The following is an 18,484-nucleotide window of genomic DNA, read 5'->3' as shown; positions in this document are numbered from 1 at the left end:
CGCTCGCGACAGGCGGGCACTTGAAAAAAGGCAGCATGCCAGTAATTCCGTCCCGCGTCGCGTCCGACGCCACATGGGCCTGCTGGACCGAGGCGCCCGGCCGTGCCGCGCTGCGCGCCGAGACCTTGCGAGCGCCCGGTCCCGGCGAGGTCATGGTCCGCGCGCTGCACAGCGGCATCAGCCGCGGCACCGAGTTGATGGTGTTTCGCGGCGAGGTGCCGGCCACCGAATTCGAACGCATGCGCGCGCCGTTCCAGGCCGGCGATTTTCCGGCGCCGGTGAAGTACGGCTATGCGGGCGTGGGCCGGGTCGAGCAGGGGCCGGCCGCGCTGGTCGGGCACGACGTGTTCTGCCTGCATCCGCACCAGACCCGCTACGTGGTGCCGGCCGATGCCGTCCATCTGCTGCCCGCGGGCGTGCCGCCGGCGCGCGCGGTGCTGGCCGCCAACATGGAGACCGCCGTCAACGCCTTGTGGGATGCCGCGCCGCGCCTCGGCGACCGGATCGCGGTGGTGGGCGGCGGCGTGGTCGGGCTGCTGGTCGCGTGGCTCGCGGGCCGCATGCCCGGGTGCGCGGTCGAGCTGATCGACACCCACGCGCCGCGCGCCGCGGTCGCGGCGCAGCTGGGCATTGCGTTCGCCAGCCCGGATGCGGCAACGCTCGATGCCGATCTCGTGGTCCATGCGAGCGGCCATCCGGAGGGCCTGGTCACCGCGCTGCGGCTCGCGGCCTTCGAGGCCACGGTGCTGGAGATGAGCTGGTATGGACAGCGCGCCGTCACGCTGCCGCTCGGCGAAGCCTTTCATTCGCGGCGCCTCGTGCTCAGGAGCTCGCAGGTCGGCCATGTCGCGCCCGCGCAGCGCAGCCGCTGGACGCACCGGCGCCGCATGGCGCTGGCGCTCGCGCTGCTCGCCGATCCGGTGCTCGATGCGCTGATCACCGACAGCGCACCCTTCGCCGAGCTGCCCGCGGTGCTGGCCCGGCTCGCGGCCGGCGCGCCCGACACGCTCTGCCAGCGCATCGACTATCCCTGAACTTCTTTCACTTCTCTTGCCTGGAACCACCCATGTACAGCGTCAACGTCCGCGACCATTTCATGATCGCCCACAGCTTCCGCGGCGCGGTGTTCGGCCCTGCGCAGCGCCTGCATGGCGCGACCTACGTGGTCGATCTCGAACTGCGCCGCGCCGAGCTCGATGCCGACGGCGTGGTGGTCGACATCGCGCTGGCGACCGAGGTGCTGAAGAGCGTGCTCGGCGAACTGAACCTGCGCAACCTCGACGAGGATCCGGCCTTCGCAGGCCGCAACACCACCACCGAATTCATGGCGCGCGTGATCTTCGATCGCGTTGCGGCATGCATCGATGCGGGCCGGCTCGGGCCGCATGCGAGCGGGCTCGCGGGCCTGCGCGTGACGCTCAACGAATCGCACGTGGCATGGGCCGCCTACGAAGGCGCCTTGCCGGCGAGACCGTGACGGCCTGGCGCTGCAGCTTTCTCGTGCCGGGCGAACTCGGCACGCGCACCGGCGGCTATGCCTACGACCGCCGCATCATCGAGGGGCTTCGCGCGCTGGGCTGGCAGGTCGATGTGCATTCGCTGGGCGAGGGCTATCCCATGCCGGGGACCGACGCGATCGCGCAGACGAAGCGCGTGGTCGAAGCCTTGCCCGATCACAGCTGCGTGGTGGTCGACGGACTGGCGTTCGGCGCGATGGCGGAGATGGCGCAACGGCATGCGCAGCGCCTTCGATGGATCGCGCTGGTGCATCATCCGCTCGCGCTCGAAACGGGGCTGTCTGCAGCGCAGAAACGCGCACTGTTCGACAGCGAGAAACGCGCGCTCGCGACCGCCCGCTGCGTGATCGTCACCAGCCCATCGACCGCGCGTGCACTGGCCGGCTTCGACGTGCCCGCATCGCACATCGTCGTGGCGGAGCCGGGGACCGATCCGGCACCGCTTGCGACCGGCTCGGGCACCGACGATGCGCTGTCGCTGCTGTGCGTGGCGAGCGTGACGCCGCGCAAGGGCCACCGGCTTCTGGTCGAAGCGCTCGCCGGATTGAAGGACCGGCGCTGGACCCTGCGTTGCGCCGGCAGCCTCACCATGGACGCAGCCTGCGCGCGGGAGGTCGATGCGGCCATCGAGCGCCAGGGCCTGCGCGGGCGTGTCGTGCTGCACGGCGAACTCGACGAGGCCGGACTGCAGCCGCTCTACGCGCGCTCGGATCTCTTCGTGCTGCCTTCTTTTCACGAAGGCTATGGCATGGCGCTGGCCGAGGCGCTGGCCCGCGGGATTCCGGTGCTGAGCACGATCGCGGGCGCCATCCCCGACACGGTGCCCGCCGATGCGGGCGTGCTGGTCGCGCCGGGCGATGCGGCCGCGCTGCGGGTGGCGTTGCAGCGCTTGCTGGATGATCCTGCATCGCGCGCGCGACTTGCCGAGGGCGCGCGGACTGCGCGCTTGCGGCTGCCGACCTGGGCCGGGAGTGCGATGCGCGTTGCGGCGGCGCTCGGTGAGCGGACTCACATTGGAGGTCGATGATGGAAGCGCAGGACATCCGGATCGCGATCGATCGGCATTGGACGGGAGTTCCGCGATGGCAAGGTGGCGCGCGAGACTCAGTACTTTGCGGATCTCTTCGAGGCGCCCGCCAGGCGCGCTCAATGGGTCGAGCGGACAGAGTGATCTTGGACGAAATCCACAAATGCCCGTAGTGGCGCCGGCAGCAAGCGGCGGCCGGGGTAATAGAGAAACGGCCCGGGGAAGCGCAGCCACCAGGGCTCGAGGATCGGTTCGAGCGCGCCGCTGGCGAAGTAAGGCCGCAGCCAGTCCTCGAACAGGTAGATCACGCCGGCGCCAGCGATTGCTGCGTCCACCATGAGTTCGGTGGTGGCGCCGAGCCGCACGATCAGTTGCCCGGTCACATCGACACGCAGCACTTCGCCGTCGCGTTCGAATTCCCACAGCGGCATCGAGCCGCTGGCGAAACGGCCGCGAAGACACGCGTGGCCGAGCAGGTCGCGCGGATGTTCCGGTCGGCCATGACGATCGAGGTAAGCAGGGGCGGCCGCGACCGCGAAGCGCTGCAAGCGTGGACCGATCGGCACCGCGACCATGTCCTGCTCGAGTCGCTCGCCATAGCGGATGCCGGCATCGCAGCCGGCTGCCAGTACGTCGACGAAGCCGTCCTCGGCAATCACTTCGAGGGAGATGTCGGGATAGGCGGCGAGGAAGCGCGGCACGATCGACGGCAGGACGAGGCGCGCAGCGCTGATCGGCACGTTGAGCTTGAGCGTGCCGGCCGGTCGATCGCGAAAGCCGTTGACCACGTCGAGCGCTGCTTCGACTTCGGTGAGCGCGGGCCGCAGCCGCTCGAGCAGACGCTGTCCCGCTTCCGTCGGCAGCACGCTGCGCGTCGTGCGGTGCAGCAGCCGCACGCCGAGCTGTGTCTCGAGCCGGCGCACGGCCTCGCTCAACCCCGATGCGCTCGTGCCGCTCAGACGTGCACCGTCGCGAAAGCCCTTCGCGCCTGCCACTGCCACGAAGGCGTTCAGATCCCCGAGGTCGACTTTCATTGTTTGGAATCCCGCACAGCCTGTGCCGATTATGGTGGGTTATCAAGCAGCGGTTCGCTGCCTAGACTGAGGCCCATGTCCCAGACTCAAACCCACACCCCCACCTTCATGCTCGGCGACCGCACCGTCCACCGGCTCGGCTACGGCGCCATGCAGCTCGCCGGACCCGGCGTGTTCGGGCCGCCCCGGGATCGCGAAGCGGCGCTGGCCGTGCTGCGCGAAGCGGTCGAAAGCGGTGTCGATCACATCGACACCAGCGACTTCTACGGCCCGCACGTCACCAATCAGATCATTCGCGAAGCACTGGCGCCTTATTCGCAGGACCTCGTGATCGTCACCAAGGTCGGCGCGCGGCGCAACGACACCGGCGGCTGGCTGCCGGCGTTCTCGCCTGATGAGTTGGCACAGGCGGTTCACGACAACCTGCGCAACCTCGGCCTCGACGTGCTGGACATCGTGAACCTGCGCGTCATGTTCGACACGCACGGTCCGGCCGAGGGGTCGATCGAGGCACCGCTCGCGGCGCTGGCCGAGCTGCGGCGCCGGGGTCTGGTGCGCCATATCGGCCTGAGCAACGTGACGCCGACCCAGGTCGCCGAGGGGCGCGCCATCTGCCGCATCGTCTGCGTCCAGAACCAATACAACCTCGTGCATCGCCACGACGACACGTTGATCGACGACCTGGCACGCGACGGCATTCCCTACGTACCGTTCTTCCCACTCGGCGGCTTCACTCCGCTTCAGTCCTCTGGTCTCTCCGATGTAGCCCGAGGCCTCGGTGCCACGCCGATGCAGGTGGCGCTCGCGTGGCTCCTGCGCCGCGCTCCCAATATCCTGCTGATCCCCGGCACCTCGTCCATCGGGCATCTGCGCGAAAACCTGGCGGCGGCGAAGCTCGAGCTGCCTGACGACGCGATCGAAGCGCTGAATCGCGTGGCCGTTTCGCGCGGCGCCTGAGAGCGCCGCTCTGCTTGCGCAGGATGGGTCGTTGCCGGGTCAAGCCTGGCGCAGAAAGGCGTCGTAGGCGGCAATCGTCCGGCCGACGGCCTCGTCGGACTGTCCGGGGTACCAGACAGTCGCCGGCATCGGGGTGACGACGGTGCCTTCAGGCGCAAGTCGCCGGGCCAATGCCAAGCCTTCGACCAGCATGTCTGCAGGCCCCGCGCAGATCATGGCCGGACGTGGCAACAGCGCAAGACGTGCGCGCGTGTCATAGACGAAGGCCGACCGATACGACAGGTGGTAGGTCGTGCCGCTCTTGAGCAGGCCGACGGTCCAGTCATGCAGGGTTTGCAAAGGCGGCAGGCCCAGCGAGCGCGCCGCGTCGCGCCGTTGCCGGTACCAGGGCCAGAACAGGAACATGTCGCGGCGCATGTTCCAGGCCTTGAGCAGATGCGTACCCCAGCGATCGGGCGTGATGGGCGGCAGGTAATGCTGCAGGATGTCCGCAGCGAAATCGGCATCGATCAGCACCGGCGCCTCCAGCACCATCCGGCCGATGCGCTCGGGCCTCTGGATCGCCAGTTCCATCGCGACCATCGCGCCGGTGTGGGTGCCGAACAGATCGACGATGTCCAGGCCGAGGGCGTCGATCACCTCCAAGGCATGGCGCGCCAGCACGGCAATGTCGATGTCGCCTTGTGCCTTGCCGGAGTCACCGTTGCCCAGATAGTCGCAGGCAATGACTTCACGGCCGGCGGCGAGGCCCCGCATCAGGGGTTCGAGTGGTGCGGCCGATCCGGGCGCGGAGTGGAACATCAGCAGCGTCCGGCCACCGCGGCCGGTCCGGCGCAGGTGGACGCGGCCCGAGGGCGTTTGCACGTAGCCGTAGCGCATGGCGTTGCCATCGGCCGCAGGTGGCGCCGCATGCGAAGCCGGCGGCAGTGATCCGGCAAGAAGGGCGAGGCGGTCCTTCAGCTCATGCATGTCGCGCACGTCGATGGCCGCCCGATCACCGTCGACTGCCGCGAAGCCCGCCGCGCAACAAGCCCAGAGGGCGGCATAGGCGTCCGGGCGCACCGCCGCAGCGACCACGGCCGCATCCAGCGCATGATCGTCCGGCAAAGAGGCACCCGTCTTGCCAACGCGCGCCGGGTCGGCCGGGTCGAGCATGGCGCGGTCGCGAAAATGGGACCACAGGGCCAGCAGGTGCCCGCCGTCATGGCGCAACGCCAGCGAGGAAGGGCCGCTGTGATGGACCCGCCATTGCGCCGCCTTGTCGCGGTCCAGCAGCAAGGGGGTGCCCAGGCCAGGGCGCCGTGCAGCCAGTGCCAGCGCGATGGGCGCGCTGAGGTCATGCGCCAGCAGCGCGCCCCGCGCGATGCCCAGGAGGGTCAGCGCTTCGTCCAGAATGCCGGCGAGTTGTGCCGGGCTATGCGGTGCGATGCCCGACGAGCCGCCGATGCCCGGCAGTTCGATCACCGTCACGCGCCAGCCCTGACATGCAGCGTGCACGAGATCGGCAGCAACGGCCGCGGACATCACCAGGCCCGGCAACACCACCAACTGAGGCCCGGTGCCGGCGCGGTACACCCGCAGGGCGCCCGCGCCGGTGGTGACGTAGTCTGCGACGCCCACGCTGGAAGACGAGAAATCGGTCATTGAGTTTTTCTGTCGCGTTCAATGCTCCGCGCGTTCTGCGGCCGTGGACGGGATGCTAGGTCACAGGCCGTGGGGGGGCTTGCAGGGTATTCATCCAGATGTCCACATGGTGGAGTGGAATTGCTCCGCGCTTGTGGATCGGATCGGGTCCAGGAGCAGTCCTTCGCCAACGTCCGCTATAACTGTCACGCTCGGCGCCGCATGGCGCCACCAGACTTCACGGAGGCATCGCTGGACATGAAGACCCAGTACTACACCGCTTGCAGCCTGGACGGCTTCATCGCGACAGACGACCATTCGTTGGAATGGCTGTTCCCGCTCGGCGATATCAACGACACCAGCTATCCGGGTTTCATCCAGGGCGTCGGTGCGCTCGCGATGGGTTCGTCGACCTATGAATGGATGCTGCGACACGTCGTCAAGCCGGGGACGAAGGAGGGCGCAGCATGGCCGTACCAGCAGCCAGCGTGGGTGTTCAGCAACCGCGAACTTCCCGGCCTGCCTTCCGCCGCCATTCACTTCGTCCGAGGTGACGTGAGGCCGGTACACGAAGCAATGACGCTGGCTGCGCGGGGCAAGAACGTCTGGCTCGTTGGCGGTGGTGATCTTGCCGGTCAGTTCCATGACGCCGGGTTGCTCGACGAGATCATTGTTCAAGTCGGATCCGTCACCCTGGCCTCCGGCAAGCCGCTGCTTCCCCGTCGCATCGTGTCGCCGCCCATGCAGCTCAAGGAGGCCAAGCTTGTCGGGCCCGGATTTGCCGAGCTCACCTACGCAGTGCCGGCGAAGCAGTGATGCTCGCGCGCGTCCCCAGATACTCCGACAGCAGCTTGGCTGCCACCGACAGGCCCTCTGCGTCGCGAAAGCAGAGAACGAAACGGCGCTCGGCCCACGGATCGGCCAGCGAGATGACGCGCAGGCCGTTGGACGCGCCCTGGCGGTCGGCCACTTCCCTGGAGACGACGCCGATCGCCAGGCCTGCGCGCACCGCGCCCAGCGCTGCTTCGAAATTGCCCACGATGATGCGATGCAGCAGGGTGCGGCCCGACAGCGCGGCGGCGCGCTGGAGCGTGACCTCCAGCGTGCTGCTGCTGGGCACGCCGACATGCTCGTAGCCGAGCGTCTCTTCGAAACGAACCACCTTTCGCGAGGCGAGCGGATGGCCGCGCGGCACGACGATACAGAGATGATCGCTGCGGTAGGCCCGATGCTGCAGGGCCCCGAGACCGACGGCATCCCAGCACACGCCCAGCGACGCCAGGCCATCGCGCACGCCTGAGACGACCTCCGGACTCAATCGCTCCTCGAGGTCGACCTGGATGGTGCGGTGCGCCGGCATCTTCAGGAAGGATGCGACGTCGTTGGCGAGCGGCCCGGCCATGGTCGAGATGCTCGCAAGGATGCGGACCTGGCCGCGCGCGCCCGTCAGGTAGCTTTCCATGTCGCGCTCGATGCGTGCGGCGCCGTCCAGCATGCCGCGCGCATGCTCCAGCAGGGTCTGGCCCGCGGCCGTCGGAACGACGCCGTGGCGCTTGCGCACCAGCAGCGGCGTTCGCAGCCGATCCTCGAGCTGCGCCAGCCGCTTGCTGATCGCGGAGCCGACGATGTGGGCCTGCTCGCCGGCGCGTGCCATGTTGCCGGTCTCGCAGACCGCGACGAACAGGCGCAGCGTAGTGAGGTCGAGGTCGCGCAAGATATTCCGATCGGGAATTCAGAGCTTCTCAAATTGACAACCAGGCTCTGTCTGGAAATTCTAGACTGCAAACGCAATGACAAGAGACAAACAACCCATGACGCCTTCCTCCACCTTGCCGCGCCGGGTCGTGATCCGGGAGGTCGGCTTGCGCGACGGCCTGCAGATCATCCCGCGCGTGGTGCCGACGGCCGCCAAGCGCGAATGGATCCGCGACGCCTACGAAGCGGGGCAGCGCGAGATCGAGGTCGGTTCCTTCGTGCCTGCGCGGCTGCTGCCGCAACTGGCCGACACCGTCGAACTGGTCGCCTTCGCCAAGACGCTGCCGGGCCTCAGGGCCTCGGTGCTCGTGCCCAATCTCAAGGGGGCCGAGCGCGCCATGGCATGCGAGGCCGATCTCATGCTGCTGCCGCTGTCGGCCAGCCACGCGCACAGCCTTGCCAACCTGCACAAGACACCCGACGAGGTGGTCGATGACATCGCGCGCATCCGCGATGCGCGCGATGCACGCGGCTCTCGCACGCGCATCGAAGTCGGCATCAGCACCGCCTTCGGCTGCACGCTGCAAGGCCGGGTCGAGCCGGCGGAAGTGCTGCGCCTGGTCGAAGCGGTGATCGATGCCGGTGCCGAGGCCATCGGCCTGGCCGACACGGTGGGCTATGCCGATCCGGCCATGGTGCGCTCGCTGTTCGAGGCCGCGTTGCCGATTGCCGGCGACAAGCTCGATTGCGGGCACTTCCACGACACGCGCGGCCTCGGCATGGCCAATGTCTATGCCGCGCTCGAACTCGGCATCGGCCGCTTCGATGCGTGCATGGCCGGCATCGGCGGCTGCCCGCATGCGCCGGGCGCCAGCGGCAATGTCGCGACCGAGGACCTGGCCTACATGCTGGCCAGCATGGGCATCGAGACCGGCCAGGACTTCGATGCGCTGCTGGCGCTCCGGACCAAGGTCGCGCACTGGCTCGAAGGCGAGGCGCTGCACGGCACGCTCTGGCGCGCCGGACTTCCCAAGACCATGAAGAAGGAGCTTGCGTGATGAGCGATGCGCTTCAAGCCGCTCAGCCCCTGAAGGGCCTGCGCGTCGTCGAGTTCACCCACATGGTGATGGGTCCGACCTGCGGCATGGTGCTGGCCGATCTCGGCGCGGAGGTCATCAAGGTCGAACCGGTGAACGGCGACCACAGCCGCCGTCTGGTCGGCGCGGGCGCGGGTTTCTTCCCGATGTTCAATCGCAACAAGAAGAGCATCGGCATCGACCTGCATACCGAGGAGGGCGCCGACACCGCGCGCCGCCTGACCGCCACGGCCGACGTGGTGGCCGAGAACTTCAAGCCCGGCACCATGGCCAAGTACGGCCTCGACTACGCATCGTTGGCGAAGGTGAACCCACGCATCATCTACGCCAGCCACAAGGGCTTCCTGCCCGGACCCTATGACCATCGCACCGCGCTCGACGAAGTGGTGCAGATGATGGGCGGCCTGGCCTACATGACGGGCCGCCCCGGCGATCCGCTGCGTGCCGGCACCAGCGTCAACGACATCATGGGCGGCCTGTTCGGCGCGATCGCGGTGCTGGGCGCGCTGATCCAGCGCGGCATCACCGGCCGCGGCATGGAGATCCAGTCGGCGCTCTACGAGAACAACGTCTTCCTGATGGGGCAGCACATGCTGCAGTTCGCGGTGACCGGCAAGCATCCGGCACCGATGCCCGCACGCGACAACCCGTGGGCGGTCTACGACGTATTCACCGTCAAGGGCGGCGAGCAGATCTTCCTGGCTGCCGTCAGCGATGCGCAGTGGCTGACCTTCTGCGACGCGCTCGGTTTTGCAGACCTCAAGGCCGAGCCGGAACTCGCCACCAACAATCAGCGGGTCGCACACCGGCCCCGCTTGCTGAAGACCATCGCCGAGCGCATTGCCGAGCGCAGTGCGGCCGAACTGGCGCAGTCGATGGAGAAAGCCGGACTGCCGTTCGCGCCCATTCGAAGGCCCGAGGACCTCTATGACGACGAGCACCTGCTCGCCACCGGCGGACTGGCGGACATGCGCCTGTCGGATGGACCCAAGGCCGGCCAGACGGTCAAGACGACCTTGTTTCCCATCACGCTGGAGGGACGCCGACTCGGTGTTCGGATGGACCCGCCGCGACTGGGCGAGCACACGGCCGAGCTATTGAAGCAAATGGGCTGCAGCGAGGCCGAGATCGACGCGATGCGCGGCCGCAAGGTCGTGGCCTGATCAAAAAAAGGAGACACACATGAGCACTTCGAGCTTTCGTATTTCACGCCGGTCGGCGCTGGCGGCCTCGGTCGCCGCACTGGCTGCCGGCCCCTGGGCACTCGCCGCGCATGCGGAGGCGGGCACGATCCGGTTCATCCTCCCCAATGCCGCCGGCTCGGGCGTGGACACGATCACGCGCGCGGCCCAGCCGGCGCTTTCCAAGGCCTTCGGCGCCTCGGTCATCGTCGACAACCAACCCGGCGCCGGCGGTGTGGTCGGGTTGCAGGTGCTCGCGCGCTCGGCACCGGATGGCAACACCTTGTCGATCGTGTCGAACAACGTCGTGATCTTCCCGAGCGTGATCAAGTCGCTGTCCTTCGACATGCCGGGCGACTTCACGCCGATCGCGATCATCGGCGCCACGCCGATGGTGCTGGTGGTCAATCCGGCGCGGGTCCCGGCCAGGAACAGCAAGGAGTTCATCGCATTGCTCAAGAGCAAGCCGGGCGAGTTGAATTTCGCCTCGGGCGGCACGGGCACGATCCTGCATCTGGCGACGCAGCTGTTCCTCGAGGAGGCGGGCGTATCGGCCAAGCACATCCCCTACAAGGGCGTCGGGCCGATGGTGGCGGGACTGATCGGCGGGCAGGTCGACTTCGGCACCGCGGCACTTCCCAGCGTGCAGCCGCACATCAAGAGCGGTGCGCTGCGCGCGATCGGCATGCTGACGGCACAGCGCACACCCGCAGCGCCGGACATCCCCACCTTTGCCGAGCAAGGGCTGCCGAACTTCATCGTCGATGCGTGGTTCGCGGTCATCGGCCCCAAGGGCATGAGCGCTGCCGGCATTGCGAAGGCCCACGATGCCGTGGTCGCAGCCTTCGCCGATCCGGCGGTCAAGCAGGCAATGACCAACCAGGGCAACACCATCGCCATCAGCACGCCCGAGCAGGCTCGGGCGTCATTCCGCAGCGAGATGACCAAGTATGCGGCGCTGGTGAAGAAGGCAGGCATCGAACCGGAATAGGCAGCGCGCGAGCGGGAGGGTGAGCCGCACGCAATACATCGCGCGTATTGCGCTACACCCATAAAGTATTTTCCCGATTGCATCGCCGTGCCTAGCATCCGTGGCATGCAATCCTTTCTTCACCTGGAGCACCACGGACCCGTCCTGCTGGTCACGATGAACCGTCCGGAAACGCGCAATGCGTTGTCCGACGATGGGGTGGTCGAGGAGTTCGTTGCCTGCTGCGAGCAGGTGAATGCCGATCTCTCCGTTCGCGCTGTCGTGCTGACGGGCTCGGGCCCTGCGTTCTCGTCCGGCGGCAATCTCAAGTCCATCCGGGACAAGATGGGCGCCGGCCTGGGCGAGCCGCCGATGAGCCGCATGGCCTACCGCGACGGCATCCAGCGGCTGCCCCTGGCCTGGTGCAACCTCGAGGTGCCCACCATCGCCGCGGTCAACGGGCCGGCCTACGGCGCGGGCAATGACCTCGCCACCATGTGCGACATCCGGATCGCGTCGCAGACGGCCGAGTTCAGCGAGACCTTCGTCAAGCTGGGGCTCATTGCCGGCGACGGCGGCGCCTGGCTTCTGCCGCGCGCCATCGGGCTCTCCAATGCGTGCGAGATGGCCTTCACCGGCGATGCGATCGATGCGGCGCAGGCGCTGAAGTGGGGCCTCGTTTCGCGCGTCGTGCCGCCCGCCGACCTGCTGGACACGGCGCTCCAGCTGGCGCAGCGCATCGCGGCGAATCCGCCGCACGCGCTGCGGATGACCAAGCGCCTGATCCGCGAAGGGCAGCACCTGCGCCTCGACTCGCTGCTCGAGATGTCTGCGGCCTTCCAGGCGCTGGCCCATCACACCGCGGACCACGAGACAGCCCTGGAAGGGCTGCAGCGAAGCCGGCTGAAGCGATAAGCCGGCACGACTTTCCATTCCAACCCGGAGACAAGACTCATGAAGCGACGCACGCTGTGCGCCGGCCTGTTGCTGGCCGCCGCCACCACCCTCCATTCACCGTTCACGTGGGCAGCCGGCTATCCGGAACGTCCCGTCAAGGTGATCGTCTCGCTGCCGCCGGGCAGCGGCGCCGACACCACGGCGCGCTTTCTGGCGCAGCACCTCAGCCAGGAACTGGGGCAGTCCTTCGTGGTGGAGAACAAGCCCGGCGCCAACAGCTTCATTGCCGCCAAGGCGGTGGCCGATGCCGCGCCGGATGGCTACACCATGTTCGTGGCGAGCAACACGCCCATGGTGACCAACGCAGCGATCTTCAGGCAACTGCCCTACGACCCTGTGAAGGACTTCGTGCCGGTGGCCTCGATCGGCCGCTTCCCCATGCTGATCGTCGTGCCCGCCAGCTCGCCCTACAAGACGCTGCCCGAGCTGGTCGCTGCGATGAAGGCCGCGCCGGGCAAGCTCAACTTCGCCAGCGGCACCCCCAGCTACCAGGTGGCCATGGAGATCTTTCAGGAGCGCAACGGCATTCACGGCACGCCGGTCAACTACAAGGGCACGGGGCCTGCCGTCAGCGACCTGGCTGCAGGCGTGTGCGACTACTCCATCGCGGAGGTGAGTTCGGTCACGCCGCTGGTGAAGGGCGGCAAGCTGCGGGCCCTCGCGATCGCCGCCGGCCAGCGGCACCGGGATCTGCCCGAGGTGCCCACCGCGGCCGAGGCCGGCTATCCGGGCTACGAGGCCTATGCGTGGACAGGCGTCTTCTTCCCGGCGAAGGTGCCCAAGGCCATCGTGGAGCGAGTGGGCGACATCGTGCGTAGCACGCTCAACAGCCGGGACGGCACGGCCTTCATCCACAACATGGGCGGTACCGTCTTCACGGGCTCTTCGGCGGAGTTCGCCAGATTCCAGCTCTCCGAAATCGAGACCACCAAGCGCATCGTCAAGACCGCGAACATTCCGGTCGAGTGAGACGGGCCATCGACGTGAACTCAGCATTGACTTCCCTGCCGCTCGCCGGCATTCCGCCCGAAGACGAAGCCTTGCGGCCCCAGGTCCGCGCCTGGCTTGCCGAAGCGCTTCGCGAATTGCCGGCGGACGTGCGTTCGCGCTCATGGCTGGGTTTCGATCTGGACTTCAGCCGCGCGCTCGCGCAGCAAGGCTGGATCGGCCTGACCCTTCCAACCGAATACGGCGGCGCCGGACGCAGCGGCTTCGCCCGCTTCGTTCTCAGCGAGGAACTGCTCGCCGCAGGCGCGCCGGTCGCAGCGCACTGGATCGCCGACCGGCAGACCTCCCAGGTGATCCTGCGCTTCGGCAGCGAAGCGCAGCGCCGTTTCTTCCTGCCGCGCATTGCGCAGGCGCAGATCGTGTTCTGCATCGGCATGAGCGAGCCCGATGCCGGCTCCGACCTGGCCAGCGTGCGCACGCGGGCCACGCGCACCGACCGCGGATGGGTGCTCAATGGCCGCAAGATATGGACGAGCAACGCACACCGCGCCGACTACATGTGCGCACTCGTGCGCACCTCCGGCAGCAGCGAGGACCGGCACCAGGGCTTCTCGCAGCTGATCTTCGACATGAGGCTTCCCGGCATCAGCGTGCGGCCGCTGCGCGACATCGCGGGCGACACGCACTTCAACGAGGTGCTGTTCGAGAACGTCGAACTGCCACCGGACGCACTCGTCGGCGAGGAGGGGGCCGGCTGGCAGCAGGTGACGGCCGAGCTGGCCTTCGAGCGCAGCGGGCCCGAACGCATCTACTCGAGCATCGTGCTGGCCGACACCTGGCTGGCGCAGATGCGCGCCGCGGGTGCCGAGGGGCCCGCGGTTCATCTCACGGCCGGCCGGATCGCCGGCCGCCTGGCCGTGCTGCGTGGCATGTCGCTGGCCATGGCGGCCAAGCTGGACCGCGGCGAACGGCCCGATCTCGAGGCGGCCTTCGTGAAGGACCTGGGGACCGAGTTCGAGCAGTCGGTGCCCGAGTGGATTCGCGATGCGCTCGATGCGACGCCACACGTGGCGCGATCCGCCGAACTGTCGCGCAGCCTGGCGTATGTGACGCAGATCTGCCCGACCTTCTCCTTGCGCGGTGGCACGCGCCAGATCATGCGCGGGATCATCGCCCGCGGCCTTGGACTTCGCTGAGCGACACCCATGACCGAATCCACCAGCGATCTTTTCGAGCGTTCCCTGGCGCAGATGTGCCAGGACGGGCGCATCCGTGCCGTCGAGTCCGGCGAAGACTCTGCCGAAGCCGCCTCGCTGTGGGCCGACGTGGATGCACTGGGTTTCACCGATGCGTTGGTGGCCGACGAACACGGCGGCGCCGGCTTGTCGCTGGCCGAGGCAGGTCCGTTGTTTGCCGCCGCCGGCCGCGCCGGGCTGCCGCATCCCTTTGGCGAGACCATGGTCGCTCGGGCCTTGCTGGCCGCGGCCGGTCAGAAGGCCGATGGCGGCTGCATCGCCGTGGCCAGCGCGCTGCCGGAACAGGGCGATGCCGTGGCCTGCCGCGAAGTGCCCGGTGCAATGCTGGCCGGCCACGTGCTGGTGCAATGGCGCGACGCGTGGCTGTTGATGCCCTGCGACCAGGCGCGCGTTCAGCCGGGCAGCTACCGTCCTCGCGCTTCCGCAAGCCTGCAGTGGGAATCCGCGCGGCAGGCGGTGGCGCGCTGGACCACGTCCGGACCCTCTGCCATGTCGTACTGCAATGCCGTGCATGCCGCGGCCATGTCGGGGGCCATGGAACGGGTGCTCGCCCTGAGCGTGACTTACGCCAATGATCGACGGCAGTTCGGCCGCGCCATCGGCCAGTTCCAGGCCGTTCAGCAGGACCTGGCCGTGATGGCGGAACAGGCCGGATCGGCTGCCTTCGCGGCGCGCATGGGATGCGGCTGTGCAGGGCCGGAGCCCGACGCCCTGTTGGCCGCTGCCGCCAAGCTGCGTGCCAGCGAGGCCGCGCTGCGGGTCGCCAACCTGGCGCATGCGGTGTTCGGTGCCATCGGCATCACAGAGGAACATGTGCTGGGCGTGTTCACCACGCGCCTGCATGAATGGCGTGCCGCGGCCGGCACCGAGCTCGCCTGTGCTGAGCGCATCGGCCGTGCGGCACTGCAGAGCGGGCAGACGTTGAGCGCCTTCGTGCAGACCTCCCTGGCGCCGTTCGTGGCCGCCACGGCCGCTTGAAGAGGAGACGTGCGATGGGACCGCTTGCAGGCCTGAAGGTCATCGAGTTCGCCGGCATCGGGCCCGGCCCGATGGCCGCCATGCAGCTGGCCGACATGGGTGCCACCGTGCTGCGCATCGAGCGGCGCGAGGGCATCGAGCTGGGCGTGCCGCGCCCGTTGAAATACGACCTGCTGCTGCGTGGCCGCCAGTCGGTGGCGCTGGACCTCAAGGACCCCGAGGCGGTGTGCCTGGTCGTCGAACTGGTGGCGCAGGCGGATGTGCTGATCGAAGGCTTCCGCCCCGGCGTCATGGAGCGGCTCGGCCTCGGCCCCGACATCTGCCTCGCGCGCAATCCGAGGCTGGTCTACGGCCGCATGACAGGCTGGGGCCAGGACGGCCCGCTGGCGCATGCCGCCGGGCACGACATCAACTACATCGCGCTGACCGGCGTGCTCGGCGCCATCGGCCGTGCCGGCCAGGCACCCACGGCGCCGCTGGCGCTCGCGGGGGATTTCGGCGGCGGCGCCATGTTCCTGGTGATGGGCGTGCTGGCCGCCTTGCTGCATGCGCGTGCAACCGGACAGGGACAGGTGGTGGACGCAGCCATCGTCGATGGTGCCGCCTCGCTGGCGACCGTGTTCTATGGCCTGAGCGCGGCCGGCCGATGGAAGGCCGAGCGCGGAACCAACATCCTCGACACCGGTGCGCCGCACTACGACTGCTACGAATGCAGCGACGGGCAATGGATCTCGATCGGTCCGATCGAGGCGCGCTTCCATGCCGAACTGGCGCGCCTGCTGGGGCTGGACGCCGAGGCGCTTGGCGCGCCGGGCGACGAGGCGTGCTGGCCCCAGGCGCGCGCGGCCTTCGCCGGCGCGTTCAAGACCCGCTCGCGCGACGGCTGGTGCGCGCTGCTGGAAGGCACGGATGTCTGCTTCGCGCCGGTGCTGTCCTTCGAGGAAGCGCCGATGCATCCGCACCTGAAGGCGCGCGGCACCTTCGTGCAGGTCGAAGGGGTCACCCAGCCGGCGCCGGCGCCGCGCTTCAGCGCCACGCCCGCGGCTTTGCCGACCGCGCCCGCCGCGCCCAGTGGCGCGCGTGCCTTGCAGGGTTGGATCACGGCCGACCGCATCTCGAATTGGCAGCACCTGCTGCAGGAAAAGGAAACGCAAGCATGACCAGCCACCAGGTCGTCGTCTCCGGCGTCGGCATGATCCCCTTCGCGAAGCCGGGCCAGCACGCGCCCTATCCCGAGATGGCGGCACAGGCGGTGCGCCTGGCGCTGGCCGATGCCGGCATCGGCTACGACATGCTGCAGCAGGCGTACGTGGGCTACGTGTACGGCGACTCGACCGCCGGCCAGCGCGCGCTGTACGAGGTCGGCATGACGGGCATCCCCGTCGTCAACGTCAACAACAACTGCGCGACCGGATCCACCGCGCTCTATCTGGCGCGGCAGGCCGTGGCCAGCGGCGCGGCCGAATGCGTGCTCGCGCTGGGCTTCGAGCAGATGAAACCGGGCGCCATCGGCGCGGTGTTCGCCGACCGGCCCAGCCCCTTCGACAATCTCGATGCGCTCACCGATGAACTGGTGGGCCATGGCGAGATCCCGCTGGCCTTGCGCTACTTCGGTGGCGCCGGACTCGCCCACATGACGCAATACGGCACGCAGCTTTCGACCTTCGCCAAGGTGCGCGCCAAGGCCAGCCGCCACGCCGCGAACAACCCGCTGGCGCTGTTTCGCGCCGTGCTGACCGAAGAAGAAGTTCTGGCCTCGCCCGTGGTGTGGCCCGGCGTGCTCACGCGGCTGATGGCGTGCCCGCCCACCTGCGGCGCCGCGGCGGCCGTCCTCTGCTCCGAGCGCTTCGCGAAGCGTCACGGGCTCGACGCGACGGTGCGCATCCGGGCCCAGGCCATGACCACCGATGGCCCCGATGTCTTCGCGCAGCGCGACATGCGGGAGGTGGTGGGCGCGGGCATGACGCGCAGCGCCTCGCGCCGGGTCTACGAGTCGGCCGGCATCGGGCCCGGCGATGTGGATGTGGTCGAGCTGCACGATTGCTTCGCCCAGAACGAGTTGATCACCTATGAAGCGCTCGGCCTGTGCCAACCGGGCGGCAGCGAGAAGTTCATCTGCGATGGCGACAACACCTATGGCGGCAAGGTGGTGACCAATCCTTCCGGCGGGCTGCTGTCCAAGGGCCATCCGCTGGGTGCCACGGGCCTTGCGCAATGCGCCGAGCTCGTGCAGCAGCTGCGCGGACAAGCCGATCGCAGGCAGGTGCAGGATGCGCGGCTCGCGCTTCAGCACAACCTGGGCCTGGGCGGCGCCTGCGTGGTCACGCTGTACGAAAGGGCGGGTTGAGCATGCTCGATCGAAAGTTCATCGGGCACGCGTTGCCGCCTTCGCAGCTCACGATCGATCGTGCCCGGCTGCTTTTCTTCGCCAAGGCCATCGGCGAAACCAGTCCGGTCTACATCGATCTGGCGGCTGCGCGCGCTGCCGGGTATCGCGACCTGCCCGCGCCGCCGACCTTCCTGTTCGCCGCCGAGATGGACTCCGGCGCCACCATGCAGCTGTGCCGGCGGATCGGCCTGCCGGTCGAGAAGCTGCTGCATGGCGAACAGGCATTCACCTATCACCAGCTGGCGTGCGCGGGAGACACCGTCACCGTCCATTCGCATGTGGAAGACATCTTCGACCGCAAGGGCGGGGCGCTGGAGTTCTGCGTCAAGCATTCGAAGGTGCTCGGCCCGCAGGGCGAACGGGTCGCCGAGCTTCGCAGCGTGCTGGTGTGCCGGCATTGAAAGAAGAGGCCTGAAATGAATTCGCCGGTCACTTTCGATGGCGTGCAGGTTGACGATGAATGGCCCGCACTGGTATTGCCCCCGGTGGACAGGACCATGCTCGCCCTGTTCGCCGGCGCATCCGGGGATCACAACCGCGTGCACATCGACATCGACTTTGCGCGCCGTGCCGGGCTGCCCGATGTCTTTGCCCACGGCATGCTGGGCATGGCCTGGCTCGGGCGTCTGCTGACGGCCTGCGTGCCGCCATCGCAGCTGCGCCATGTCGAAGTCCGCTTTCAAAGCATCACGCAACTCGGGCACGCCGTTCGCTGCAGCGCACGCGTGGTCGAGAAGCTGGAGGAACACGGCGAGCGCCGCGTGCGCCTCCTGATCTCCAGCACCAACCAGCACGGGCAAGTGACGATCGCCGGCATGGCGGTGGTCGCGCTGCCCTGATGAACACGCTTTTTCA

19 protein-coding genes are annotated in these 18,484 nt (G+C 68.4%); 16 read left to right on the top strand and 3 right to left on the bottom strand.

Annotation, left to right across the window (positions count from 1 at the left end; genetic code table 11):
• Positions 1-35 precede the first annotated feature (35 nt).
• Genes E5P2_RS19110 through E5P2_RS19100 form a run of 3 tightly spaced genes read left to right on the top strand, consistent with a single transcriptional unit; the run spans position 36 to position 2,544 of the window.
• Positions 36-1,034, top strand: a complete 999-nt coding sequence (locus E5P2_RS19110) for a zinc-dependent alcohol dehydrogenase (RefSeq protein WP_162568670.1) — start codon at positions 36-38, stop codon at positions 1,032-1,034.
• Positions 1,035-1,066: 32 nt separating this feature from the next.
• Positions 1,067-1,477 carry a 6-pyruvoyl trahydropterin synthase family protein gene (locus E5P2_RS19105; RefSeq protein WP_162568669.1) on the top strand — a complete coding sequence of 137 codons (411 nt, stop codon included), beginning with the start codon at positions 1,067-1,069 and terminating at the stop codon, positions 1,475-1,477.
• Positions 1,438-2,544: a glycosyltransferase family 4 protein gene (locus E5P2_RS19100; protein WP_162568668.1), complete on the top strand. Its 1,107-nt coding sequence runs from the start codon at positions 1,438-1,440 to the stop codon at positions 2,542-2,544. Before E5P2_RS19105 ends, E5P2_RS19100 begins: the two co-directional genes overlap by 40 nt.
• A 119-nt stretch (positions 2,545-2,663) precedes the next feature.
• Here E5P2_RS19100 and E5P2_RS19095 read toward each other — a convergent pair whose 3' ends face one another.
• Positions 2,664-3,578 (bottom strand): LysR family transcriptional regulator, encoded by a 915-nt coding sequence (locus E5P2_RS19095; RefSeq protein WP_162568667.1) that lies wholly within the window; start codon positions 3,576-3,578, stop codon positions 2,664-2,666.
• A gap of 75 nt (positions 3,579-3,653) precedes the next feature.
• On the opposite strand from E5P2_RS19095, the gene E5P2_RS19090 reads away from it, so the two are divergent.
• Entirely contained in the window at positions 3,654-4,535 is an 882-nt protein-coding gene (locus E5P2_RS19090) for an aldo/keto reductase family oxidoreductase (protein WP_162568666.1), read from the top strand.
• Positions 4,536-4,574: 39 nt separating this feature from the next.
• Here the strand turns inward: E5P2_RS19090 and E5P2_RS19085 are convergent, their stop codons facing one another.
• Positions 4,575-6,179 carry an alpha/beta hydrolase gene (locus tag E5P2_RS19085; RefSeq protein WP_162568665.1) on the bottom strand — a complete coding sequence of 535 codons (1,605 nt, stop codon included), beginning with the start codon at positions 6,177-6,179 and terminating at the stop codon, positions 4,575-4,577.
• A 237-nt stretch (positions 6,180-6,416) separates the two neighbouring features.
• On the opposite strand from E5P2_RS19085, the gene E5P2_RS19080 reads away from it, so the two are divergent.
• Positions 6,417-6,974: a dihydrofolate reductase family protein gene (locus tag E5P2_RS19080; RefSeq protein WP_162568664.1), complete on the top strand. Its 558-nt coding sequence runs from the start codon at positions 6,417-6,419 to the stop codon at positions 6,972-6,974.
• On the opposite strand, the gene E5P2_RS19075 is transcribed toward E5P2_RS19080, so the two are convergent.
• Positions 6,946-7,872 (bottom strand): LysR family transcriptional regulator, encoded by a 927-nt coding sequence (locus E5P2_RS19075; RefSeq protein ID WP_162568663.1) that lies wholly within the window; start codon positions 7,870-7,872, stop codon positions 6,946-6,948. The two genes, E5P2_RS19080 and E5P2_RS19075, sit on opposite strands and share 29 nt — an antisense overlap.
• Before the next feature lie 97 nt (positions 7,873-7,969).
• Here E5P2_RS19075 and E5P2_RS19070 point away from each other — a divergent pair, with 97 nt between their 5' ends.
• The 11 genes from E5P2_RS19070 to E5P2_RS19020 all read left to right on the top strand — a co-directional run bounded on the left by E5P2_RS19070 (position 7,970) and on the right by E5P2_RS19020 (position 18,468).
• Entirely contained in the window at positions 7,970-8,911 is a 942-nt protein-coding gene (locus tag E5P2_RS19070; protein WP_162568662.1) for a hydroxymethylglutaryl-CoA lyase, read from the top strand.
• The gene (locus E5P2_RS19065) at positions 8,911-10,113 is read left to right on the top strand and encodes a CaiB/BaiF CoA transferase family protein (RefSeq protein WP_162568661.1); all 1,203 of its coding nucleotides are present in this window, start codon (positions 8,911-8,913) and stop codon (positions 10,111-10,113) included. The genes E5P2_RS19070 and E5P2_RS19065 overlap by 1 nt, the downstream gene beginning before the upstream one ends.
• A gap of 19 nt (positions 10,114-10,132) precedes the next feature.
• A complete protein-coding gene (locus E5P2_RS19060) occupies positions 10,133-11,122 on the top strand; it encodes a Bug family tripartite tricarboxylate transporter substrate binding protein (protein WP_162568660.1) in 990 nt (329 codons plus the stop codon).
• Between the two features lie 105 nt (positions 11,123-11,227).
• Positions 11,228-12,016: a crotonase/enoyl-CoA hydratase family protein gene (locus E5P2_RS19055; protein ID WP_162568659.1), complete on the top strand. Its 789-nt coding sequence runs from the start codon at positions 11,228-11,230 to the stop codon at positions 12,014-12,016.
• 39 nt (positions 12,017-12,055) lie between these two features.
• Positions 12,056-13,027 (top strand): Bug family tripartite tricarboxylate transporter substrate binding protein, encoded by a 972-nt coding sequence (locus tag E5P2_RS19050; RefSeq protein ID WP_162568658.1) that lies wholly within the window; start codon positions 12,056-12,058, stop codon positions 13,025-13,027.
• A gap of 14 nt (positions 13,028-13,041) precedes the next feature.
• The gene (locus E5P2_RS19045) at positions 13,042-14,202 is read left to right on the top strand and encodes an acyl-CoA dehydrogenase family protein (RefSeq protein ID WP_162568657.1); all 1,161 of its coding nucleotides are present in this window, start codon (positions 13,042-13,044) and stop codon (positions 14,200-14,202) included.
• 9 nt (positions 14,203-14,211) lie between these two features.
• Positions 14,212-15,240 (top strand): acyl-CoA dehydrogenase family protein, encoded by a 1,029-nt coding sequence (locus tag E5P2_RS19040; RefSeq protein WP_162568656.1) that lies wholly within the window; start codon positions 14,212-14,214, stop codon positions 15,238-15,240.
• A gap of 14 nt (positions 15,241-15,254) precedes the next feature.
• Complete coding sequence (locus E5P2_RS19035; RefSeq protein ID WP_162568655.1) at positions 15,255-16,400, top strand: CaiB/BaiF CoA transferase family protein; 1,146 nt, start codon at positions 15,255-15,257, stop codon at positions 16,398-16,400.
• Complete coding sequence (locus E5P2_RS19030; RefSeq protein ID WP_162568654.1) at positions 16,397-17,587, top strand: lipid-transfer protein; 1,191 nt, start codon at positions 16,397-16,399, stop codon at positions 17,585-17,587. Before E5P2_RS19035 ends, E5P2_RS19030 begins: the two co-directional genes overlap by 4 nt.
• A 2-nt stretch (positions 17,588-17,589) precedes the next feature.
• Positions 17,590-18,030 carry a MaoC family dehydratase N-terminal domain-containing protein gene (locus tag E5P2_RS19025; RefSeq protein ID WP_162568653.1) on the top strand — a complete coding sequence of 147 codons (441 nt, stop codon included), beginning with the start codon at positions 17,590-17,592 and terminating at the stop codon, positions 18,028-18,030.
• A 15-nt stretch (positions 18,031-18,045) separates the two neighbouring features.
• Positions 18,046-18,468: a MaoC/PaaZ C-terminal domain-containing protein gene (locus tag E5P2_RS19020; protein WP_162568652.1), complete on the top strand. Its 423-nt coding sequence runs from the start codon at positions 18,046-18,048 to the stop codon at positions 18,466-18,468.
• The last annotated feature ends 16 nt before the right edge of the window (positions 18,469-18,484 follow it).

This window comes from Variovorax sp. SRS16, from assembly GCF_901827165.1.
Taxonomy (GTDB): Bacteria; Pseudomonadota; Gammaproteobacteria; order Burkholderiales; family Burkholderiaceae_C; genus Variovorax.
The sequence above is the reverse complement of the archived record's forward strand: the minus strand, read 5'-3'. Positions and strand labels throughout refer to the sequence as shown.